This is a genomic window from Rhizobium sp. NPDC090275 (assembly GCF_044772225.1).
In the GTDB taxonomy this organism is placed as follows: Bacteria; Pseudomonadota; Alphaproteobacteria; order Rhizobiales; family Rhizobiaceae; genus Rhizobium.
In genome coordinates, this window is the sequence record NZ_JBIVYL010000012.1 from 39469 (window position 1) to 62006 (window position 22538).

General features: G+C 63.4%; 21 protein-coding genes. 8 read left to right on the forward strand and 13 right to left on the reverse strand.

Annotated features, from left to right (window positions below):
- Positions 1-8: 8 nt before the first annotated feature.
- Complete coding sequence (locus tag ACIQUB_RS25580) at positions 9-860, reverse strand: SDR family NAD(P)-dependent oxidoreductase (RefSeq protein ID WP_113235964.1); 852 nt, start codon at positions 858-860, stop codon at positions 9-11.
- A gap of 206 nt (positions 861-1066) precedes the next feature.
- Here ACIQUB_RS25580 and ACIQUB_RS25585 point away from each other — a divergent pair, with 206 nt between their 5' ends.
- The gene (locus tag ACIQUB_RS25585; protein WP_018902281.1) at positions 1067-2290 is read left to right on the forward strand and encodes an argininosuccinate synthase; all 1224 of its coding nucleotides are present in this window, start codon (positions 1067-1069) and stop codon (positions 2288-2290) included.
- Positions 2291-2638: 348 nt separating this feature from the next.
- Here the strand turns inward: ACIQUB_RS25585 and ACIQUB_RS25590 are convergent, their stop codons facing one another.
- Together ACIQUB_RS25590 and ACIQUB_RS25595 are read right to left on the reverse strand one after the other, a co-directional pair.
- Positions 2639-3823, reverse strand: coding sequence for a multidrug effflux MFS transporter (locus tag ACIQUB_RS25590; protein WP_402933525.1), 1185 nt, complete (start codon positions 3821-3823; stop codon positions 2639-2641).
- Positions 3824-4000: 177 nt separating this feature from the next.
- On the reverse strand, positions 4001-4633 hold the full coding sequence (locus ACIQUB_RS25595) for a CatB-related O-acetyltransferase (protein WP_113235966.1): 633 nt from the start codon (positions 4631-4633) through the stop codon (positions 4001-4003).
- Positions 4634-4844: 211 nt separating this feature from the next.
- Between ACIQUB_RS25595 and ACIQUB_RS25600 the strand changes: the two genes are divergently transcribed.
- The gene (locus ACIQUB_RS25600) at positions 4845-5486 is read left to right on the forward strand and encodes a LysE family translocator (RefSeq protein ID WP_018902284.1); all 642 of its coding nucleotides are present in this window, start codon (positions 4845-4847) and stop codon (positions 5484-5486) included.
- Positions 5487-5517: 31 nt separating this feature from the next.
- On the opposite strand, the gene ACIQUB_RS25605 is transcribed toward ACIQUB_RS25600, so the two are convergent.
- Positions 5518-5949, reverse strand: a complete 432-nt coding sequence (locus tag ACIQUB_RS25605) for a hypothetical protein (protein ID WP_111562585.1) — start codon at positions 5947-5949, stop codon at positions 5518-5520.
- 230 nt (positions 5950-6179) lie between these two features.
- Here ACIQUB_RS25605 and ACIQUB_RS25610 point away from each other — a divergent pair, with 230 nt between their 5' ends.
- The 5 genes from ACIQUB_RS25610 to ppa all read left to right on the forward strand — a co-directional run bounded on the left by ACIQUB_RS25610 (position 6180) and on the right by ppa (position 13609).
- Positions 6180-8258: a M3 family metallopeptidase gene (locus ACIQUB_RS25610; RefSeq protein WP_113235968.1), complete on the forward strand. Its 2079-nt coding sequence runs from the start codon at positions 6180-6182 to the stop codon at positions 8256-8258.
- A gap of 396 nt (positions 8259-8654) precedes the next feature.
- Positions 8655-10232, forward strand: a complete 1578-nt coding sequence (locus ACIQUB_RS25615; RefSeq protein ID WP_402933531.1) for an alkaline phosphatase D family protein — start codon at positions 8655-8657, stop codon at positions 10230-10232.
- 135 nt (positions 10233-10367) lie between these two features.
- Positions 10368-12185, forward strand: coding sequence for a translational GTPase TypA (gene typA / locus ACIQUB_RS25620; protein ID WP_018902288.1), 1818 nt, complete (start codon positions 10368-10370; stop codon positions 12183-12185).
- A gap of 204 nt (positions 12186-12389) precedes the next feature.
- Positions 12390-12896 carry a GNAT family N-acetyltransferase gene (locus ACIQUB_RS25625; RefSeq protein ID WP_111562582.1) on the forward strand — a complete coding sequence of 169 codons (507 nt, stop codon included), beginning with the start codon at positions 12390-12392 and terminating at the stop codon, positions 12894-12896.
- A gap of 176 nt (positions 12897-13072) precedes the next feature.
- The gene (ppa, locus tag ACIQUB_RS25630; RefSeq protein WP_113238949.1) at positions 13073-13609 is read left to right on the forward strand and encodes an inorganic diphosphatase; all 537 of its coding nucleotides are present in this window, start codon (positions 13073-13075) and stop codon (positions 13607-13609) included.
- Here the strand turns inward: ppa and ACIQUB_RS25635 are convergent, their stop codons facing one another.
- Positions 13610-13951 carry a DUF167 domain-containing protein gene (locus ACIQUB_RS25635; RefSeq protein ID WP_113238950.1) on the reverse strand — a complete coding sequence of 114 codons (342 nt, stop codon included), beginning with the start codon at positions 13949-13951 and terminating at the stop codon, positions 13610-13612.
- Entirely contained in the window at positions 13918-14241 is a 324-nt protein-coding gene (locus ACIQUB_RS25640; protein WP_026283700.1) for a YggT family protein, read from the reverse strand. The genes ACIQUB_RS25635 and ACIQUB_RS25640 overlap by 34 nt, the downstream gene beginning before the upstream one ends.
- Before the next feature lie 108 nt (positions 14242-14349).
- On the opposite strand from ACIQUB_RS25640, the gene ACIQUB_RS25645 reads away from it, so the two are divergent.
- On the forward strand, positions 14350-15597 hold the full coding sequence (locus tag ACIQUB_RS25645) for an MFS transporter (protein ID WP_113238951.1): 1248 nt from the start codon (positions 14350-14352) through the stop codon (positions 15595-15597).
- A 233-nt stretch (positions 15598-15830) separates the two neighbouring features.
- On the opposite strand, the gene ACIQUB_RS25650 is transcribed toward ACIQUB_RS25645, so the two are convergent.
- From ACIQUB_RS25650 to hemC, 7 genes are all read right to left on the reverse strand, one after another.
- Positions 15831-16316 (reverse strand): RidA family protein, encoded by a 486-nt coding sequence (locus ACIQUB_RS25650; RefSeq protein ID WP_047508761.1) that lies wholly within the window; start codon positions 16314-16316, stop codon positions 15831-15833.
- Between the two features lie 140 nt (positions 16317-16456).
- Entirely contained in the window at positions 16457-17290 is an 834-nt protein-coding gene (locus ACIQUB_RS25655; protein WP_402933538.1) for a glutamine amidotransferase, read from the reverse strand.
- Positions 17280-17765, reverse strand: a complete 486-nt coding sequence (locus ACIQUB_RS25660; protein WP_112946040.1) for a TerB family tellurite resistance protein — start codon at positions 17763-17765, stop codon at positions 17280-17282. Before ACIQUB_RS25660 ends, ACIQUB_RS25655 begins: the two co-directional genes overlap by 11 nt.
- A 15-nt stretch (positions 17766-17780) precedes the next feature.
- Positions 17781-19409 carry a heme biosynthesis protein HemY gene (locus ACIQUB_RS25665; RefSeq protein WP_113238659.1) on the reverse strand — a complete coding sequence of 543 codons (1629 nt, stop codon included), beginning with the start codon at positions 19407-19409 and terminating at the stop codon, positions 17781-17783.
- Positions 19410-19413: 4 nt separating this feature from the next.
- On the reverse strand, positions 19414-20754 hold the full coding sequence (locus ACIQUB_RS25670) for a COG4223 family protein (RefSeq protein WP_113238658.1): 1341 nt from the start codon (positions 20752-20754) through the stop codon (positions 19414-19416).
- 89 nt (positions 20755-20843) lie between these two features.
- Positions 20844-21566: a uroporphyrinogen-III synthase gene (locus ACIQUB_RS25675; RefSeq protein ID WP_113238657.1), complete on the reverse strand. Its 723-nt coding sequence runs from the start codon at positions 21564-21566 to the stop codon at positions 20844-20846.
- A gap of 6 nt (positions 21567-21572) precedes the next feature.
- Positions 21573-22502 carry a hydroxymethylbilane synthase gene (gene hemC, locus ACIQUB_RS25680; protein ID WP_402933543.1) on the reverse strand — a complete coding sequence of 310 codons (930 nt, stop codon included), beginning with the start codon at positions 22500-22502 and terminating at the stop codon, positions 21573-21575.
- Positions 22503-22538: the final 36 nt, after the last annotated feature.

Below are 22538 nucleotides of genomic sequence, written 5' to 3' on the forward strand. Positions count from 1 at the left end.
TCCGGCTCTTACTTGCCCTCAAGAAACGCCTTGAAGCGATCGGCATAATCGGGATGCCAGCGCGACAGCGGCGGGCGGTTCTCGATGATGTCGCCGACCGCCCATGCCATGCGGCGTTCGTCGACCGGGCGGGCGACGTCGTTGTCGGGGCAGAGGATGTAGAAATCGCCCTTCTCAAGGCTCTCGATCATGAAGTCGACGGTCTGCTCGGCGGTCCAGGCCGCGGCCGGCTTTTCACCGCCAAAGCCCTTGGAAAGCCCGGTGAAGACGAAGCCGGGGATCAGCAGGTGGGCGGAAATCTTGCCGCCCTCGGTGTTGCGCAGCTCGTGCTCCAGCGCCTCGGTGAACACCTTCACGCCCGCCTTCGAGACATTGTAGGCCGGGTTGCCCGGAGGGGTGGTGATGCCCTGCTTGGAGCCGGTGTTGATGATCAGGCCCCGTTCGCCATGGGCGAGCATATTGGGGCCGAAGGCGCGCGTGCCGTTGACGACGCCCATCAGGTTGACGCCGAGGATTGCGTCCCAGCCGCTGTCGTCGCTGAAGATCGACGTCTCCGGGCCGATACCGGCATTGTTCATCAGCACATGCACCTTGCCGAAGCGTTTCGTGACCTGCCGCTCGAGAGCCTTGAGGGCCGCCTTGTCGGAGACGTCGGTCTCGACGGCCAAGACACGGTCGTCACCGGAAATGGCAGCGACTGCCTTTGCCGCGGAAGCCAGTCTATCGGCGCCGAGATCGGCGATGACGACGTTCATGCCCTTGCTTGCGAAGTGCTTGGCGGCCGCCAGGCCGATGCCCGAGGCGCCACCGGTGATGACGGCGACGTTGGAGGGCTTGATGATATTGGTGAGATCGGTCACGGCTTGGGCCTTTCGCCTGGGATTGTTCGCTCGCAGCCAGATATGGTAATCTCGAAGGGCAAGTCAAACCAAGGGCAAAGCCGAACCGGCGGGAGCTTCCGCGACGTCCTTGCCCTTGCGTCCGGCGTCAATCTCGCTAAAAGTGCCCGGCGATACCGGGTCTTGCGGCTGGCCGCGACCCTCCTGGCACAACGGATCTCATCATCATGGCATCGCACAAAGACGTAAAGAAAGTCGTCCTCGCCTATTCCGGCGGTCTCGACACCTCGATCATCCTGAAGTGGCTGCAGACCGAGCTTAACGCCGAAGTCGTCACCTTCACGGCCGACCTCGGACAGGGCGAAGAGCTCGAGCCGGCGCGCAAGAAGGCCGAGATGCTCGGCATCAAGGAGATCTACATCGAGGATGTGCGCGAGGAATTCGTGCGCGATTTCGTCTTCCCGATGTTCCGCGCCAATGCCGTCTATGAAGGCGTCTACCTGCTCGGCACCTCGATCGCCCGCCCGCTGATCTCCAAGCACCTGATCGACATCGCCAAGAAGACCGGCGCCGACGCCATCGCGCACGGCGCGACCGGCAAGGGCAACGACCAGGTTCGCTTCGAGCTCTCGGCCTATGCGCTGAACCCCGACATCAAGATCATCGCTCCCTGGCGCGACTGGTCGTTCAAGTCGCGTACCGACCTGCTCGCGTTTGCCGAAGCCCACCAGATCCCGGTTGCCAAGGACAAGAAGGGCGAAGCGCCGTTCTCCGTCGACGCCAACCTGCTGCACTCCTCTTCCGAGGGCAAGGTTCTGGAAGACCCGGCTGTCGAGGCGCCCGAATACGTGCACATGCGCACCATCTCGCCGGAAGCCGCACCCGACAAGGCCACGATCATCAAGGTCGGCTTCGAGAAGGGTGATGCCGTCTCGATCAACGGCGTGCGCATGAGCCCGGCGACGCTGCTCGCAGCGCTCAACACCTACGGCCGCGACAACGGCATCGGCCGTCTCGATCTCGTCGAGAACCGCTATGTCGGCATGAAGTCGCGCGGCGTCTACGAGACCCCCGGCGGCACGATCCTGCTTTCCGCTCACCGCGCGATCGAGAGCATCACGCTCGACCGCGGTGCGGCCCACCTCAAGGACGAGATCATGCCGCGCTACGCCGAGCTGATCTATTACGGCTTCTGGTTCTCGCCGGAGCGCGAAATGCTGCAGGCGCTGATCGACAAGAGCCAGGAGCATGTCGAGGGCGAAGTGACGCTGAAGCTCTACAAGGGCAACGTCATGGTCATCGGCCGCGAAAGCGACAAGTCGCTCTACTCCGACACGCTTGTTACCTTCGAGGACGACCAGGGCGCCTACGACCAGAAGGACGCGGCCGGCTTCATCAAGCTCAACGCGCTGCGCCTGCGCACGCTGGGAAAGCGTAATCTGGGCAAGTAAGCGACTGTCGGTTTGGTTTCGAAAGGCCCGCCTTGTGCGGGCCTTTTTGCGTTTAGGGGGTTGGACGGAGCGGGTATATTTTATCGCTTATTCAATAGGTTGCGATGATCGCCCCACGCTCCGCCGTCATCCTCGGGCTCGTCCCGAGGATCTAAGCACGTTGCCCGGAACGCGACGTCAATGGATGCTTGGCGACGAGGAGTGGCATTGTGGAGGGGAGTGCCAAGTGTCAACTCACCTTGAGCTCGTGGAGGCGTGGTTAGATCCTCGGCACAAGGCCGAGGATGACGCCAGTGGAGGTGTTTGTGCTTTTACTTCAATGATTTATCGGCGACTGGCTCCAAGCCCTCATTCCCCCAGGCTGGAATGCGACACCCTCGCCGCACGGCGGCTGGCGTGGAGGAACCATAGGTAGCTTGCAATCGCAATCAGAGCCATCATCGGGATGATGGTGCCAAAGGCCATAAGCGGCGCACCGATCAGGGAGGCGATCAGGCCGCCGGTGAAGCCGCCGCCCATCTGGATGAAGCCCATCATCGCCGAGGCGGAGCCGGCGATATGCGGGAAGGGGTAGAGGCCCGAGGTCGTCATGTGCGGGGTGAGGAAGGCGAGGCCGAATGCCAGAAAGGCGACCGGGCCCATGATCGAGAGGTAGTTAGGCGTCACGAGTGCTACCGAGAGCGCGATCATGATGCCGGAGAGGCCGAGCAGGCCTAGGCCAGCGCGGACGGAGCCGTCGCCGCCGAGCCTTGCAGAAGTCATTCTGAGAACGACCGAGCCGAGGAAATATGAGCCGGATTGCATCAGCATGCCGAGGCCGAAGGAGGTCGGCGAGAGGCCTACCACCTTGATCAGGATGAAGGGCAGCATCGTTGCCTGCGCGTAGAGCGCGCCGATCGAGCCGCCGAGCACCAGCGAGGCGGAGATGAAGCGCGGTTCGCGGGCAAGCTCGGCATAGGCGGATAGCAGCGGGCCCGGCAAGGCGCGGCGGCGGTCGGGCGTGCTGGTCTCGCGCATGAAGACGAGGACGGAGAGGCAGATCAAAAGGCCGAAGCCGATCAACAGGAAGAAGACCGACTGCCAGCCGAAGGCGGCGAGCGCCAGGCCGCCGACGGTCGGCGCGATGGCCGGGCCGATGGCGATCATGATGCCGATCAGGTTCATGATCCTGGAGGCGTCGACGCCGGTGAACTGATCGCGGACGATGGCGCGCGCCACTGTTATCCCGACCGAGGCGCCGATCCCCTGGATCAAGCGGCCGGCGAGCAGCCATTCGATGCCGGGCGCAAAGGCCGACAACAGGCTTCCGACCATGTAGATGCCGACGAAGATGAGCGTCGCCGCGCGGCGGCCGAAGGCATCGGACAACGGGCCGGCGAGCAGCTGGGCAATCGAGAAGCCGGCGAAATAGAGCGACAGCGTCAGCTTGATCGCCGAATCCGTGGTGTTGAAGGCTCCCACCAGCTCCGGCATGGCGGGCGTGTAGATCGACATGGAAATCGGGCCGAGGGTGGCAAGCAGCGCGCCGAGCATGCTCGTTCGCCTTGCGCTCATCCGGAATGGGGGCATGCGGGTACTCGATTGGCTGGTGGCGGTCGCAACGCCTGGAAAGAGGGCTTCCCTCTTTTCTGACGCAAGGTTTTTGATCCGGCAATGCAAAAATGCGAAGGCGCGCAAAGGCTCGCGGGAGCACCCCTTGCTATATTTGCTTTATGCCATTTTCAGCGACGCGAGATCACCGCTTTCAAGAGCCGCCAAGTTCGCCTCGATCTTGTCCAGAGGCCAGTCCCACCATGCGATCTCAAGCAGTTCATCGATAACCGTCGTGGGGTATCGCATGCGGATGATCGTGGCCGGGTTGCCGCCGACGACGGCATAGGGCGGAACGTCACGGGCAACGACCGATCCGGCAGCGATGATTGCACCCGCCCCGATCCGCACACCCGGCATGATCGCCGCGTCATGGCCTATCCAGACGTCATGCCCGACAACGGTATCCTTCACCGGCAAGTCCTTGTAGCCGAAGGTTTCGGGTTTGAAGATGCGGAACGGGTAGGTGGTGAAGCCATTCATCGGATGATTGGCCGAGCTGGTGATGAAATAGCTGCCACGGGCAATCTGCACGAATTTGCCGATGACAAGGCGCTCGCGGACGCCATGCCCGAGATAGGGTGCGAGCATGCCGGCGGTGTCTTCCGGTTTGCCCGGGTGGGTGTAATAGCTGTAGTCGCCGATCTCCATGCGCGGGTGGTCAATGACATTCTTCAGATAGACGGTATCGCTGTAGATGGTGCCGTCCGGGAGGGTGATCGGGTGGACGGCGGTCGCGTCGAGAATGGGCATTGGGCAACAGCTTTCCTCATGAAACCAGCGCAATCGATGGCCAAGGCTAATCCGCGCGATCCGCGAAATCCATTGCGGCGGCGGAACGCGTTCATCAATAGTTTGAATGAGGTGGCGCGGCTTGCTTCGGTGATCCCGGCGGGGTTTTCTTGCTCCCGCTTGACGTCCCCGCCACACCGCATAATCTCGGTCTTTTCACGGGGGATTCTTCATGACGCAATCGCTGCTCGCGGGCGCCTTTCTGGCTGCACTTCTTTACGTGCTCATTCCGGGGCCGGCGTTTCTGGCGCTGTTGGGTATCGGGGCCGGGCAAGGGCGGAAGGCGGGGGCGCAGTTTGTCTGTGGGCATCTGGTCGGCGATACGCTGTGGGCGTCGTTGGCGCTGGTGGCGATCATCGGCGCCAAGACGATCGGGACCTTCGTGTTCGATGCGCTGGGGCTCGCCTGCGGCTTCTATCTCGCCTGGATCGGCTGGAACGCGTTTCGCGCCAAGCCGAAGGGCGAGGGGCAGGCGCTGATGGTTGTCGAGCGGCCGTTCCGGCGCGGGCTGATCTTCGGCGTCACCAATCCGAAGGGCTATCCGGTGGCGCTGGCGACATTCACGGCGCTGGTCGCGGGGTCTGCTAGCGCCTTGCAGTTCCAGACGCTGCCGGTGCTGCTTGCCGTGTCCTTCCTCGGCTTCATCGTCGCCGACATGATCCTGATCGCGATTGTCGGCACAGGCGCCGTGCGGCGCTTCTATCGGGCGCATGAGCGGCTGATCGTGCGCTGCTCGGGCGTGCTGTTCATGGGCTTTGCCGTGCAGGCGCTCTTGCATGCGACGCCGGGGCTGATGGGGTGGCGCAAGGCTTGATCGGCCTGCGCCGGGCGCAATCTAAACCGCGTCAGACGTCGAGGAAGCTGACGACCGATTTCAGGGTCTTCACCGTCTCGGGATCGCCGATCGACATGGCGATCTGCAGCTGGTCCTTGTAGTAGTCCCTGAAGTTGAAGCTGGTGCCGTCGGTGACGTCGGAGAGATCGAGAATGTTGCCTGAGGGGTCGATGGTGCGCATCGGCAGCGGTTCGGATATCGCCGCGTAGGTGTCCTGGTCGAGCGTGCCGTTGTCGAAATTCTGGCGCGCGTGGTTGCGCAGATCGGCGGCTGTAATGGCCGAAAAATCGGGTTGAGCCGATGTCGCTTCGTCGATCCTGAAGGTCGATGAAGCGCTCGAAACCGAGCTGAAGGTTTCAGTCAAGCTGTTGTTAAATTGCGAATTATCGGAATATTTCCGGAACGATAAATTCGGCGAAAACCGCAGTGATGTGATTTCCATCGCCCGCATCCATGATTAAAAAAGATTGAGCAAAAATACCGTGTGCGCCGCACCATGGTCAATCGTTAACAAATAGTTAATTCTTATATAGCATTTTTAGGGATCAACTTCTTGTATAGGTGGCGCAGCCGCTCACTCAAGGTGGCGATACCAATCGCCGTGCTGCCTTCCTATATTGGTTTGCGAGACAACACGCCCGCCAAACAAGCCCGCCAAATAAGGATGTCCGTATGCCCGCCACCAACCCCGCTCTCACCGATTGGAACGGCCTCAATGGTCTGCCGCGCTTCGAGGCGCTGAATGACGGCGATTTCGCGCCGGCTTTCGATGCGGCCCTTGCCCGGCACGAAGAGGAGATCGATGCGATCGCCGACAATCCTGAAGCGCCCACCTTCGACAACACGATCGTGGCGCTGGAGCTTGCGGGCGACGATCTCTCACGGGTGTCGGCCCTGTTCTGGAACCGCGCCGGCGCGCACACCAACGACACCATCCAGGCGCTGGAGCGGGATATCTCGCCGAAGATGTCGCGGCATTATTCGAAGATCGGTATGAATGCAGCGCTCTTTGCGCGCATCGACACGCTGTGGGAGGCGCGCGAAACGCTCGGGCTGACGCTGGAGCAGACGCGGGTGCTGGAGCGCCACTGGAAGGGCTTCGTCAAGTCGGGCGCCAAGCTTGAGAAGGCCGAGCAGGAAAAGCTCGCCGGCATCAACGAGAAGCTTGCTGGCCTCGGTACGCAGTTCGGCCAGAACGTGCTCGCCGACGAGAAGGGCTGGGCGTTGATCCTTTCAGACGGCGACGACCTCGCAGGCATTCCCGAATTTCTCAAGGACGCGATGGCAGCGGCGGCGCGCGAGCGCGGCGAAGAGGGCAAGTTCGCGGTGACGCTGTCGCGCTCGATCATCGAGCCGTTCCTGACCTTCTCCGAGCGCCGCGAGCTGCGCGAACAGGCGTTCAAGGCCTGGGTGGCCCGTGGCGAAAGCGACGGCCCGTCGGACAATCGCGGCATCATCCGCGACACGCTTGCGCTCCGCGGCGAGGTTGCGAAGCTCCTCGGCTACGGCAATTTCGCTGAACTGAAGCTCGACAACACCATGGCGAAGACGCCCGAGGCCGTGAACGATCTTCTGAAGAAGGTCTGGGTGAAGGCGGTGAAGCGCGCCGGCGAGGAAGAGGCGGATATCGCGAGCCTGATTGCCGACGAAGGCAAGAACCATGAGGTCATGCCCTGGGACTGGCGGTTCTACGCCGAAAAGATCCGGGCCCAAAAGTTCAATTTCTCCGAGGCGGAGCTGAAGCCGTATCTGCAGCTGGAAAAGATCATCGACGCCTGCTTCGATGTGGCGGGGCGGCTGTTCGGCATTCACGCGGTGGAGAAGAAGGGCGTTGCAGCCTATCATCCCGATGTCCGCGTCTTCGAGATCCGCGACCGCGACGAGAAGCTGGTGGCGATGTTCCTCGGCGATTATTTCGCCCGTTCGTCGAAGCGCTCGGGCGCCTGGATGAGCGCGTTCCAGTCGCAGCACAAGCTGCCGCTTAAGAATGGTGCCGAGGGCGAGCTCCCGATCATCTACAATGTCTGCAACTTCGCCAAGCCGGCGGAGGGCAAGCCGGCGCTATTGTCGCTGGATGACGCCCGCACGCTGTTCCACGAGTTCGGCCATGCGCTGCATGGCATGCTCTCCAACGTGACCTACCCCTCGGTGTCGGGCACCGGCGTGTCGCGCGATTTCGTCGAACTGCCGTCGCAGCTTTACGAGCACTGGCTGACGGTGCCTGAGATCCTCAAGCAGTACGCCGTGCATTTCGAGACCGGCAAGCCGATGCCGCAAGACCTGCTCGACAAGGTGCTGGCGGCGCGCAGCTTCAATGCCGGGTTCAACACGGTGGAGTTCACCTCGTCCGCGCTGGTCGACATGGCGTTCCATACGCGGGACAAGGTCGCCGATCCGATGGCGGTGCAGGCCGAGGTGTTGAAAGAGCTCGGCATGCCGAAGTCGATGGTCATGCGCCATGCCTCGCCGCACTTCCAGCATATCTTCGCCGGCGGTTATTCGGCGGGCTATTATTCCTACATGTGGTCGGAAGTGCTCGACGCCGATGCGTTTTCGGCCTTCGAGGAGACGGGTGATGCGTTCAATGGCGAGATAGCCAGGAAGCTGCGCGATCACGTCTATTCGGTGGGCGGGTCGGTCGATCCGGAGGATACCTACCGGGCATTCCGCGGCAAGCTGCCGAGCCCGGATGCGATGCTGGTGAAGCGCGGGCTGGCGACGTTCGAGGAGCTTTCGGGGAGTGATGCTTAGGGTTGGGGGCTCTTGCGGCTGAGTTGATAGTCGTTTGGCGTTTTTGGGTGTGATACCCCCCTCTGCCCTGCCGGGCATCTCCCCCACAAGGAGGGAGATCGGCTAGACGCAGCCGCTCGCTCCTACTTCAATTGTTTGGCGTAGAGCTTAACCACGAGTCGATCTCCCCCCTTGTGGGGGAGATGTCCGGCAGGACAGAGGGGGGTAATGCTGGCCGCAGCGTAGGTGAGAGCTCACTCGCCTAGTGCAGTGCAAGCGAACACCACTCACCTCAACACAAAACTGTCGCCAAACCTTCGGAAAACCGTCATGGCGGCGTCAAGTGGGTGACATGTGGGGTGGGCATAGGCGGGGTGCGGGAGATCGTCCCGATTGCCAAGCCGGATGCGCCACCTGATGACACTGACGGAACCGACCCGCCGCCGTTTTTTATCCTCGATGGGAGCGGTTGGCGGATTTGCCGTGGCGGGGCTGGCGATGCCCTATTATGCGCGCGGATCGTCCAGCCGGCCGGTGTTTACCTCGGGCGTGCAGTCCGGCGATGTCGATCAGACCTCGGGGGTGATCTGGACGCGGGTGGACCGGCCGTCGCGGCTCTTCGTGGAATGCTCGACATCAGACAAGTTCTCCAATGCCGTGAGGCTGCCGCCGATCGACGTCACGCCCGACAGCGATCTGACCGCCAAGCTCTTGCTTCAGGATCTGCCTGCTGATCAGGAGGTGTTCTATCGCTTCCGCGCGGCCGATCTCCAGGACATCAACAGCCGGTCGGAGCCGATCCTCGGGCAGTTTCGCACCGCACCGGCTGCCCGCCGCGATATCCGTTTCGTCTGGTCGGGCGATACGGTGGGGCAGGGGTGGGGGATCGATGAGGAGGGGATGCGGACCTATTCGACGATCGCCTATCACCGGCCGGATTTCATGATCCATTCCGGCGACACGATCTATGCCGACAATCCGGTTCCCGACGAAATCTCGCTGCGCGGCGGCGGGGTCTGGAAGAACCGCGTCGTCACGGAAGCCAAGCGCGAGATCGCCCAGACGCTCGACCAATTTCGCGGGCAGTGGACCTATAACCTGCTCGATGAGCACGTGAAGCAGCTCAATTCCGTCTGCCCGATCTTCTACCAATGGGACGATCACGAGGTGCTGAACAACTGGTCGCCGTCAACCGATCTCAGCCATGACGACCGCTACAAGGAGAAGTCGGTCGCGGTGCTTTCGGCGCGGGCGGCACAAGCCTTTCACGAGATGACGCCGACGCGTCATGTTGCGGCCGAGCCGGGGCGGATCTATCGCAAGGTTTCCTATGGGCCGCTGCTCGACGTGTTCTTCGTCGACCTGCGTTCCTATCGCGGGCCGAACAGCCATGGGCTGGATGAAAAGCTTTCGCCGCAGTCGCGGATATTCGGCGAGCGGCAGGTGGCGTGGCTGAAGCGCGAACTGGTGCGCTCGACGGCGACGTGGAAGGTGATCGCCTGCGATCTGCCGATCGGGCTCGTCATTTGGGACGACTACGGCAACCGGCGCGGATCGGAATCGATCTCCAATGGCGACAATGGCGCGCCGCTCGGTCGCGAGCTCGAATTCGCCGACCTCCTGCGCTTCATCCGCGATGCCGGGATATCGAACATGATCTGGCTGACGGCCGACGTGCATTACGCGGCGGCGCATCACTATAGTCCCGAGCGGGCGAAGTTCCGCGAGTTCCTGCCGTTCTGGGAGTTCGTGGCCGGGCCGCTGCATTCGGGCACCTATGGGCCGCAGGAGCTCGACATGACCTTCGGGCCTGAAGTGAAGTTCATGAAGGCCGCTCCCGGCGGCGCCGAGCAGAATCTGCCGCCATCAGCAGGGATGCAGTTCTTCGGTCTCGTCGATATCGATGGTGCCAGCGAGCAGCTGACGGTGCGGCTGATGGATCGCAACGACCAGGAGCTCTGGCGTGTGGTGCTCGACCCCGAAAGGACGAGCTGATGCGATCCGTGCTATACGTGCATTCCTCTCATTCCAGGCTCCCCCCTTTCGCATTCGCGAAAAACACTGTAAGAGCCGCCCCAATGCAATTGGCGCCCTCCCAACGTGGCGCCCCAGCCTCAGAGATATAGACATATGGCACTTCGCAACATCGCGATTATCGCGCACGTTGACCATGGCAAGACGACACTGGTCGACGAGCTCCTGAAACAGTCCGGTTCGTTCCGCGAAAACCAGCGCGTTGCGGAACGCGTGATGGACTCGAACGACCTGGAAAAGGAACGCGGTATCACGATCCTTGCCAAGGCGACCTCGGTCGAGTGGAAGGGTGTTCGCATCAACATCGTCGACACCCCCGGCCACGCCGACTTCGGCGGTGAAGTCGAGCGTATCCTGTCGATGGTGGATGGCGCGATCGTTCTGGTCGACTCCTCTGAAGGCCCGATGCCGCAGACGAAGTTCGTCGTCTCCAAGGCGCTGAAGGTCGGCCTCCGTCCGATCGTCGCGATCAACAAGATCGACCGTCCCGATGGCCGTCACGAAGAAGTCATCAACGAAGTGTTCGACCTCTTCGCCAGCCTCGACGCCACCGACGAACAGCTCGACTTCCCGATCCTCTACGGTTCCGGTCGCGATGGCTGGATGAACTTCAATCCTGAAGGTCCGAAGGACGAAGGCCTTGCGCCGCTGCTCGACCTCGTGCTCAAGCACGTTCCGGAGCCGAAGGTTGCCGAAGGCCCGTTCACGATGATCGGCACCATCCTGGAAGCCAACAACTTCCTCGGCCGTATCATCACCGGCCGTATCAATTCAGGCTCGATCAAGCCGAACCAGGCCGTCAAGGTTCTCAGCCAGGATGGCAAGACGATCGAAACCGGTCGTATCTCCAAGATCCTCGCTTTCCGCGGCATCGAGCGCACCTCGATCGAAGAAGCACATGCAGGCGACATCGTTGCCATCGCCGGCCTCTCCAAGGGCACGGTTGCCGACACCTTCTGCGATCCGGCTGTCAACGAAGCGCTGACCGCGCAGCCGATCGACCCGCCGACCGTTACCATGTCCTTCATCGTCAACGACAGCCCGCTCGCCGGCACCGAAGGCGACAAGGTTACCTCGCGCGTCATCCGTGACCGCCTGTTCAAGGAAGCCGAAGGCAACGTCGCGCTGAAGATCGAAGAAGCCGAAGGCAAGGATTCGTTCTACGTTTCCGGCCGCGGCGAATTGCAGCTCGCCGTTCTGATCGAAACCATGCGCCGCGAAGGCTTCGAGCTTGCCGTGTCGCGTCCGCGCGTCGTCATGCACAAGGACGAGAGCGGCCAGACCATGGAGCCGATCGAAGAAGTCGTCATCGACGTCGATGAAGAGCATTCCGGCGTCGTCGTTCAGAAGATGTCCGAGCGCAAGGCTGAAATGACCGAGCTGCGTCCTTCGGGCGGCAACCGCGTTCGCCTGGTGTTCCACGCTCCGACCCGCGGCCTGATCGGCTATCAGTCGGAACTCTTGACCGACACGCGCGGCACCGCCGTGATGAACCGTCTGTTCAAGGACTACCAGCCCTACAAGGGTGAAATCGGTGGCCGCACGAACGGCGTTCTGCTTGCAAACGCTGCCGGCGAAGCCGTTGCCTACGCCATGTTCAACCTGGAAGATCGCGGCCCGATGATGATCGAGCCCGGCGAAAAGGTCTACATGGGCATGATCATCGGCATTCACAGCCGCGACAACGACCTCGAGGTCAACGTCCTCAAGGGCAAGCAGCTGACCAACATCCGCGCCGCCGGCAAGGACGAAGCCGTCAAGCTGACGCCGCCGATCCGCATGACGCTCGACCGCGCTCTCTCCTGGATCCAGGACGACGAGCTGATGGAAGTGACGCCGAAGTCGATCCGTCTGCGCAAGATGTATCTCGACGCCAACGACCGCAAGCGCTTCGCCAAGGCGAAGACCGCCTAAGTCGAACAGGCTTCTCAATGACTTCGAAACCCCGGCCATCGCGCCGGGGTTTTTATTTTGTGCGGTTCGCCGAATCCTTCTTGTCGCAATAGTTAAAAAAGCGTTAAATTTCAGCCGTCGTCCACATGTTAACCCTGTGGGCAATCCGGCTGAATGCGTTAGCGCATATGGTTAATTGTCCGCGACCGGGCCAGAGTAAGCGTTATGAAGACGTTGTCGATCGATGTTCGGCGGGCCGAGCCGCATGATTCCCGAGCTATCTCGGAGGTGCACCGGCTTGCGTGGAAGCATACCTATGCCGGCATCATTCCGCACAAGGCGCTGACGCAGATGGTGGAGCGCCGCGGCGAGAGCTGGTGGCGCAAGGCGACACGCGGACCAGCGACGCTTCTGGTGCTCGATGTCGCCGGAACGGTTGCCGGCTATGCAACGCTCGGTCTCAACCGCGCCCGCGCGCTGCCGCAGGAAGGCGAGATCTACGAGCTTTATCTACGCCCAGAATATCAGGGCATCGGCCTCGGCCACATGCTGTTTTCCGAAGCGCGGCGGCTTTTGAAGTCGCTCGGCTGCAAGGGTATGGTGGTCTGGTGCCTGGAAGAGAACGAGGGCGGCGCGGACTTCTATCGCGGCCATGGCGGCATCGATTATTGCGAGGGTACCGAAACCTTCGACGAGAAGCCCTTGAAGAAGATCGGCTTCATCTGGAACTGATCGATCTGCTCAACGACAAGGTGCGGGGGAGCAAGGTGCCGGCCTCTGCCCAGTTTTCCGGCATTTTGAAGGCCAGATCATAAAACAATCATGTGCCTGCGCGGTCGTGCTCTGTTGCTTCGCGGCATGAATCCGATTATCTGGCTGCGAAGATTTCACGTCGCGGGAGTAATCGCATGCGCATCGACGCCATTTCCATTGGCAAGAACCCACCTGAGGACGTCAACGTCATCGTTGAAGTTCCCGTCGGTGGCCACCCGATCAAGTACGAGATGGACAAGGACGCCGGCACGCTGGTTGTCGACCGTTTCCTCTACACGCCGATGACCTACCCGGGTAACTACGGCTTCGTACCGCACACGCTGTCCGAGGACGGCGACCCGATCGACGTTCTGATCGCCAGCACGCGTCCGCTGGTTCCGGGCTGCGTCATCAACGTGCGCCCGATCGGCGTTCTGAAGATGGAAGACAATTCCGGCAAGGACGAGAAGATCATCGCCGTTCCGTCGCCGAAGCTGACCATGCGCTACGACAAGGTCAAGGACTACACGGATATGCCCGAGATCACGCTCAAGCAGATCGAGCACTTCTTCGAGCACTACAAGGATCTGGAACCCGGCAAGTGGGTGAAGATCTACGGCTGGGGCGACGCCAAGGAAGCCGGCCAGCTGATCCTCGAGGCGATCGAACGCGCCAAGAAGGAAAAGGCCTGATTACAGGCCGAGTAAAGCTTCCAGCTTTTTGATGATATCCTCCGGCTCGGCATCGATCCGGAGGATTTTTTTACGCGACGTGTCGCCAGAAACGAGGTTCACCGAGGACTTCGCGAGGCCGAGCTGCTTCGCCACCAGTGCGACCAGCGCCTTGTTTGCCTTGCCCTTTTCGGGAACGACCGAGACGCGGGCCTTCAGATAGGCCCTGCCGTCGGCATCCAGCTCAATTCCATCAATCTGATCCCGCCCGCCATTCGGCGTCAGCCTGATGGCGAGGATGAGATGATCGTCAAAGGCCTGCCAGGGCCTTATCGCAACACCATCGGCACGATGGTGTTCCACATGAACGAGCGGATGAAGAAGATGATGAGCAGCAGGATGATCGGCGAGATGTCGATGCCGCCGAGGTTCGGCAGCACGCGACGGATCGGGCGCAGGACCGGTTCGGTGACGTTGTAGAGGAACATGCCGACCGAATTGACGAACTGATTGCTGGAATTGATCACGTTGAACGCGTAGAGCCAGGAGAAAATGGCGCTGGCGATCAAGATCCAGGTGTAAAGATTCAAAGCCAAATCAATGGTTTGAAAAAGCGCAAGCATCGCAATCTCCAGTTCGTTGTTGACAGACATGTAGACATTGGCGACTAAACCGGCAAGAGCCGTGTGCAATGCTGCGGCAATTCATGTTTAACGGGCGCGTCGGGAAGCGATGTTTGGTCCGTTTGTTGGAAAGACATCATGTCCATCTCGGCTCACGGCGACCGCTTCGCGGCCTTCCGGCACTCCTCCTACACCCGCTTCTTCTTCGCGCGCTTTCTCTTGTCGTTCTCGCAGCAGATCGTCAGCGTCGCGGTCGGGTGGCAGATGTACGACCAGACGGGCAGCGCCATCTATCTCGGGCTGATCGGGCTGGTGCAGTTCCTCCCTTCTCTGCTGCTCATCCTCGTCACCGGCTCGGTGGCCGACCGCTATAATCGCCGCGCCATCGCCTCGCTGTGCTCGCTGGTGGCCGCCCTTTGCACGCTGACGCTGCTTGGCATGACCATGACGGGGACCTTCTCGCCCATCCCCGTCTTCGCGGTACTGCTGGTCTTCGGCATCGAACGCGCCTTCATGTCGCCGGCGGTGCAGTCCTTGGCGCCCAATCTGGTGCCGGCCGACGATCTCTCGAACGCGATCGCGTGGAACTCGTCTTCGTGGCAGCTCGCCTCGATCACCGGCCCCGTCATCGGCGGCCTGCTCTACGGCATCAATGCGCATACCGCCTACACCGTTGCCGTGGTGTTTGCAGGCCTCGGGGCGGGACTGCTCTTCCTGATTCCGAAGCCGGCGCAGAAGACCACGGGCGAGGCAAAGAGCTGGGACATGATCCTCGGCGGCTTCAAGTTCATCCGCACCGAGAAGGTGGTGTTGGGCGCGATCTCGCTTGATCTCTTCGCGGTGCTGCTCGGCGGCGCCACGGCGCTGATGCCGATCTTTGCGCGCGACATCCTGACGCTCGGCCCCTGGGGTCTCGGCCTGCTGCGCTCGGCACCCGGCGTCGGCGCCATCGTCATGGCCGTGCTGCTCGCGACCTATCCGCTGAAGCATCGCGCCGGGGTCTACATGTTCGTCGGTGTGGCGCTGTTCGGGCTGGGGACCATCGCTTTCGGCCTATCCAAGAATGTCGAGCTGTCGATCGCGGCGCTGGCGCTGATGGGGGCGGCCGACATGGTGTCGGTCTATGTGCGCGAGAGCCTGATCGCGCTCTGGACGCCCGACCAACTGCGCGGCCGCGTCAACGCAGTCAACATGGTGTTTGTCGGGGCGTCGAACGAGCTTGGCGAGTTCCGTGCTGGCACGATGGCCTCGGTGTTCGGCGCTGTGCCGGCGGTGGTCATCGGCGGGATCGGGACGCTGGTTGTGGCGGCGTTGTGGGCGAGCGGGTTTCCGCAGTTGCGGAAGATCGATACGCTGGATGCGCCGGAGCATGTGACGCGGGGGTAGTTTTCGGGGCGTTGTGCCGTGGGGGCCTGGGGAGCGCTGTGCCGTGTGATACCCCCCTCTGCCCTGCCGGGCATCTCCCCCACAGGTGGGGAGATTGGCTGGGCGTAGCCGCTCGCTCCACGCTCATTGTTTGGTCGGGGAGCAAGCCACGAGTCGATCTCCCCCCTTGTGGGGGAGATGCCCGGCAGGGCAGAGGGGGGTATGACCCGGCACAACGCCCGCCCGCTCAACCCTCACCCCGAAATCATCACCTCCGCCTCGATCTCTACAGGAAAATTCAGCGGCAGGCCGGCGACGCCGATGGCGGAGCGGGCGTGGCGGCCGACGTCCTGGCCGAAGACGTCGTTGATCAGCTCGGTGAAGCCGTTGATGACGGCGGGCGGGTTGGAGAAGTGGGGGGCGCAGTTGACCATGCCCAGCACGCGGCACCAGCCGGTGATGCGGTCGAGGCTGCCGAGTTCGCGCTTCAGGCTTCCCAGCATGGCAAGCCCCACCTTGCGGGCCGAGGCGTGGGCTTCCTCGATCGTCACCGTGTCGCCAACGACGCCGAAGGGGCCTGATGGGGAGCCGTCCGGGTTCTGCGGGCCGTGGCCGGAGATGAAGGCCCTGTTTCCACGCACGTTGACCCAGGGAAAGGGTAGCGTCATGTGAGAGGGCAGTTTCAGCGGCTGGGGCAGGACGAGGCCCAGGGAGACAAGCTTCTGTTCGTAGTTCGACATGCTGTTCCCCTGACATGGCTGCGGTCATGGCGGCGCTTGGCGCGACCAATCGGCCGGATCGTGGATCGGAACCTGTTTCTGCTACTAAAATGCCGTCGAAGTGACGTCGCACACCATAACACGGCGCGCGGCTCTCCGCATCAGGCCGTCAGCGTGGCCTTGGCCGCGGGGGCCGATTTCGGCTTCTTGCCCTCGAAGACGAGATCGAGGAATTCGTTGAGCCAGGCCTTGAGCGGCGCGTCGAACAGCATGCGGCCTTCGAGATGCTCGCGGCCCTGCTGGGCGTTGGGGAGGATGAAGCGGTGGGCGCCGTGGACGACCCAGCGGTGCATCATGGCGCGGGTCAGTTCGGCGTGGAACTGCAGCGCCCAGGCGTGGCCGTTGTAGCGGAAGGCCTGGTTCGGGTAGACGTCGCCCTCGGCGAGCAGATCGGCGCCGCGCGGCAGATCGAAGCCTTCGCGGTGGAAGTGGTAGACCATCCGCGGCCAGTGCATCAGCTGCCGGCCCTTTTCGGTCGCGCGCAGCGGATACCAGCCGATCTCGGTGGTCTCGTCGGCATTGGCCGCGACCTTGCCGCCGAGATGGCGGACCAGCATCTGCGCGCCGAGACAGATGCCGAGCAACGGCTTCTTCTCCTTCAGCGGCACGTCGAGCCAGTTGATCTCGGCCTTGACGAAGTCGTCGGGATCGTTGGCGCTCATCGGGCCGCCGAAGACGACGGCGCCGGCATGCTCGGCAAGCGTTGTCGGCAGCTTTTGGCCGAGCACCGGGCGGCGTATGTCGAGCGGATAGCCCTTCTCGGCGAGCAGCTGGCCGACGCGGCCAGGGCTGGAGCTCTCCTGATGCAGCACGATCAGGACCGGGCGTTTGCCTTCGATGCTTGAGCCCGGGTCGTTGGCGTCCGTGGCGCCGGGGCCGGCAATGCCGGTGCCCGCGCCACCTATGCCCGCCGCGCCTGTACTGTCAGTCGGCATCGTCTTGCACCACATCGATGCCGGTGACGCGCTTTGCCGCTTCCTGGCGCTTCTGGATGCGCTCGCGGGCTGAGACGCCGAGAAGCTCGGCGATGCGCCAGATGGCGTCGTCCTCCATCTCGCTGCGCTCGCCATCGGCATAGACGATGTCCCAGAGAATGCCGATCAGCTCCAGGCGCTGCTCGGTGTCGAGGTGACGCTTCAGGTCCGAGGTGAAGCGGTAATAGTCGACAGCGTCGCTCTCGGCTTCCTGGCCGGCGGCGATGAGCGCGTCGAGCTGTTTGCCGTCGAGACCGTACTGGTCCTTCAGGAGCGTGCGCAGACGCTTCTTCTCGCTGTCCTTGATCTGGCCGTCGGCCTCCATGACCTGCATGCAGAGTGCGGCCACCGCGATGCGGGGATCATCGGGGGCGAAGCTGCTCTTTGGGGTGTCTGCGGTCAGGTTCTGAAAAAATGCCTGGAAGCGTTCGAACATACGGGTCCTGTTTGGCTAGAAGAGGCGAAGCCGTGTCTTGGGTTCTGGCTCGGCCGATGGATTGCGCACGCCCGGATCATCCGGCAGGCCGCCGAAAAAGGGGCGCGGTTCGGGGGCGTCGGCAGGTTTGGTCGCGGTTGCCGGCTCCTTCGGGGCCGGTTTCGGCTTGGCCGGCGCGGGTGCCGCCGGCGTCTCGGCCACCGGGCGGGCGGCCTTGGCGATGGTCGCGGCGCGCTCAAGCTCGATGATGCGGTGATCGCCGGCGGCACTTTCGGGCCTGACATCGCGTACCGGCGGCAGGCTCTTCAGCGCGCTGTCGATGGAGATGACGGAGCCTTCCTCGACCGGGCCCTCGACCTGGCCGAACGGCGCCTTCCAGACGAAGGCGTCGAGCTTGCCCGTGACGGGAGAGAGCGGCAGCCATTTGTCGGAGACATAGCCGTCCGCGACCCAAGCCGGATCGCGCGGCGCCTTCAGCGCCTGGGCGAGCCAGTGGCGGATGCGGCCCTGGTCTCCGGTCTCGGCTTCCTCGATATCGGCGAGCAGCAGGAAGGCTGCCTCGCGCGGCTCGATGCGGGCGGCGGCCTCTGCCTTGGCGCGGGCCTTGGCGAAATCCCTGATGTCGAGCGCTGCCTGGGCGACGATCAACAGCGATTCGATGTTGTTGGGGCGGAGCGCCTCCAGCTTTTCGGCGCGCTTCAGCCGGTCGGCGAGCGAATCGCCGCTGCGGGCGCGCACATAGGTGGCGCCGATCTCGGGATGCGGGTTGGTCTTCCACGCTTGTTCGAGAATGGAGGCTGCCTTGCGCAGCTTGTCTTCGTGAAACAGTGCCTTGGCGGCGATGATCGCGGCCGGCTCGAAATCGGCCGAGAGTTTCAGCGCGTGGGTGGCGTCGTCGCGGGCGCCTGAAGGATCGTTCTCCAGCTTCTCGTCGGCGCGGGCGGTCAGCAGCACGGCGCGCAGCCGGTCGGCCTCGGCCTTTTCGATGACGCGGGCGGCCTTCTGCTGCTCGAGCAGGCGGATCGCATCGTCCCAGCGGCCGGACTGGCTGCGGTATTCGAGCGTCGCCTGTGCGGCCCAGGGAAGATAGGGCGCGTTGTCGGCGGCCTTTTCGGCATATTGCCGGGCGGCCTCGTTGGCGCCGAGGCGCTTTGCCTCGAGATAAAGGCCGCGCAGGCCAAGCTCGCGGGTTTCGGGATCCTCGACCATCGCCTCGAACTTGGCGCGGGCCTCGTCATGCCGGCCTTCGATGAGGGCGGCCTGGGCTTCGAGCAGCGCGATCAGCGGCTCCTGGTCGGCGCGGATCAGGCCGCGCGAGCGGGCGGCCATCTTGCGGGCCATCAGCGCATTGCCGGCGCCGGCGGCGATCAGGCCGGTCGAGAGCGCCTGGTAGCCGCGGTCGCGCTTGCGGGCGCGGAAATAGCGGGTGACGGAGTGGGGCGAGGTCCAGATGACGCGCACCAGCCACCAGGCGACCATGACGACCGCGATCAGCGCGATGATGGCGGTGGCGGCGACGATCAGCCGGGTCTGATAAAGCTGGCCCTCCCAGATGAGCGAGAGATCGCCTGGGCGATCGGCAAGCCAAGAGAAGCCGTAGCCGAGAACGAGCACGAGAAGCGCGAAGACGACGAGCCTGATCATATCCTCAGCCCTCCTTACCGGTGCCTGAGACAGCCTTCGACAGCGCGCTGCCGACCAGCTCCTCGACGCGGATGCGGGCGTCCAGCGATTGCTTGAAGGCGGCCGATGCCTGCTTGGCATCTGCCGGCAGCGTGGTCCACTCGTTGGCCGCACCCGGCAGGTCGCCGTTCTTCACCTTGTCTTCCATGCGCGCGGCAATCGCCTCGACGCTTTCGCCCTGGATGTTGCCGACCGGGCGCACGCTGACTAGCGACTTGGCGCCGGCCATCAGCCGGTCGGACCAGCTCTCGTTCGGATCGGCCTTGTTGACGCTGCCGACAATCGCGGTCGCGACATCCGGCGCCTGGCGGATCAGCTCGGCGCGCGAGGGCACGCCGGTTTCGGCGAAATTCTTGAGGTCGGCGACGACGGGATCATCCGGCGAAACGCCGGCATAGGTGTCGAGCTCGGCGACAAAGGGGCCGCCGCGATCGATCGCGGCCTTCAGGCCGGCCGCGGCGATCGCCTTGGCGACGGCGACGTCCTGGCGCGGCTCGTTGAGCTTCTGTTCGGCGGCGGTGAGGCGCTGTTCGAGCTCGGCGCCGTTTGTCGCGCGCTGCTCGGTCGCCTGGCTGACGGCGCCGCGCAGCTGGTCGAGCTGGGCGGTGAGATCCGATATCTTCTGGTTCAGCGCATCGACCGTGGCGCTATCCGTGCCAGAGTCGGCTACCTGAGGCGCCTTGGCGGCGGTCTCAAGTGCCGCGATGCGGCTTTCGAGCGCATCATTGGCCGGTGCGGCCTGCGGTGCGGCGGCAAGGTTGGCGACGGACTGCTTGAGGCCGTCGATCTCGCCGGAGAGATTGGCCACCTCGGGCGAAGCCGTCTCAGGGGTCGACGAGCCGGGCAGGAAGCCGGCATACTGGATGGCGCCGGCGCCGATCAACGCGATCAGCCCGCCGACGATGCCGGCGGCGATCAACCCGGAGGTGCCGCCCGGCTGGCGCGGCGGCTCGCTCTTCGGCGGCTCCACAGGCTCAGGCGCATGATTATAGGGCGGCAGTTCGGGATCGGGCGCCTTGTCATAGGCGAAGGGCTCCGCCGTCTCTTCAACAGGCGCATCCGCCTTGGCCTTCGCGGCGTCGCTCTCGTCCGTCTCCCCGGTCAGGCCCTCATCGGGAACGATCGATTCGCTGGTCTCCGGCGGCGCTTCGGCTACCTCGTCGGCTGCCTTGCCGATATCCGGGCCTGCGTCATGCTGGATGTCCTTGCTGGCACTCTCTTCCGAGGCAATCTCCTGCGCATCCAAGTCGATCGTGACCGGCTCGTCGGTGCTCTTCGAATGGCGGGGCGGATTTCCTGGTGCCATGAGACCCTCATAATTCTTACAGTGGTTCGAAAGTAGTCAGTGAGGCCGGTGAAGGAAAGAGGCCAGATGAAATTTGCCAGCCACGTCGCTCACAGAAGCGACAACAGGGCGGTCTCATCCGGGCTGTCGGGGATCGCTGACTGGCCCTGCAGGGTCGGAGGAACCGCGTCGGCGATGGCCTGGCTGAGGCAAAGCAGGCGGACGCCGATGAGGGCGTCGAGGTTGGCGGAGATTTCCTTGAGGGCGAAGAAATCCTCGGCGGTGCGGCGAGAATAGAAGAGAATCGCGTCGGGTTCGTGGGCCGAGAAGAGTTCGCGGAGCAGTTGGTCGGGGATGTCGAGGCGGCGCATGCGGTAGCATTCGACGGTGGTGACGGTCAGGCCGAGGGCGGCGGCGCGGGTCTCGAAGGTTTCGGCGCGGGGGAAGCCGGCTAGGTAGAGGAGGCTGGTCTTGTCTGATAGCGCGGTGTCCAGTTGCGCGATGCGCTCGGCGAGGTCTGCGCCGTCGCCGGTGGAGGCGGTGACGTCTCTGAAGCCCGCTATCCTTGCTTCGTCCGCGGTGGCGTCGCCGACGGCGAAGAGGGGGCGGGAGAGATGTGGGGCGAGGTCATCAGGGCGTTCGGTGAGAACGCGGATGGTCTCGGCGCTGGTGACTGATATCGGGCCGTCGGAGTTGGCGAGCGCCGCAAAGGCGGCGTCCGGGTCGTGGGCGGGGGCCGATAGCGGCAGCATGATCGGCTCGTGCCCCATCTCCGCCAGCCGTTTTGCGGTGCGCTCGCCCGGATGCGGTGGACGGGTGACGAGCACGCGCATGCGCCGTCAGCTCCAGCTGTCGAAGAACGAGGTGCCTGCGCGGGCGCGGATATCCTGGCCGGCACGGGTGCCGAGCGCTTCCGCGTCGCGGCGGTGGCCGTCGATGGTGATCGCATGCTGGCTGCGGCCATCGGGGGTGATGATCAGGCCGTGCAGGCGGATCTGGTCGCCTTCGCAGACGGCATAGCCGCCGATCGGCGTGCGGCAGGAACCATCGAGGGCGCCGAGGAAGGCGCGCTCGCAGGAGACGGTGTCGTAGGTCCTGATATCGTTGATCGGCGCCAGCAGCGCGTCGGTTACCGTGTCGCCGATGCGGCTTTCGATGCAGATCGCGCCCTGGGCAGGTGCTGGCGGGAAGGTGTCGGGGTCGAGGATGTCGGTGATGACCTCGACCTTGCCGAGCCGCTTCAGCCCGGCGAGCGCCAAGAGCGTCGCGTCGACCTGGCCTTCGCTCAGCTTGCGCAGGCGGGTGTCGACGAGGCCGCGGAAGGTGATGACGTTGATATCCGGGCGCATGCGGCGGATCAGCGCCTGGCGGCGCAGCGACGAGGAACCGACAGTGGCGCCATGCGGCAGGTCGATCAGCTTCGGGGCGGTGCGGCCTACGACAGCATCGCGAATGTCTTCGCGCGGCAGGTAGGCGGAGAGACAGAGCCCCTCGGGCAGGGTCGTCGGCATGTCCTTGGAGGAATGCACGGCGATGTCGAGGTCGCCGCTCGAAAGCTTCTCTTCCAGCTCCTCGGTGAACAGGCCCTTGCCGCCGATATCGGAGAGCGAGCGATCGGTGATGCGGTCGCCCTTGGTCGAGAGCACCACGATCTCGAACATCTCCTCGGGGAGGTTATGGGCGGCCATCAGCCTGTCTCGAGCTTCGTTTGCCTGGGCGATCGCCAGTGGGCCGCCTCTGGTGCCGATCCGGAAAGGTTTTGTTTGCATCCGCATTGATCCGTTGTTACCGGAGTTTCTCGTAAA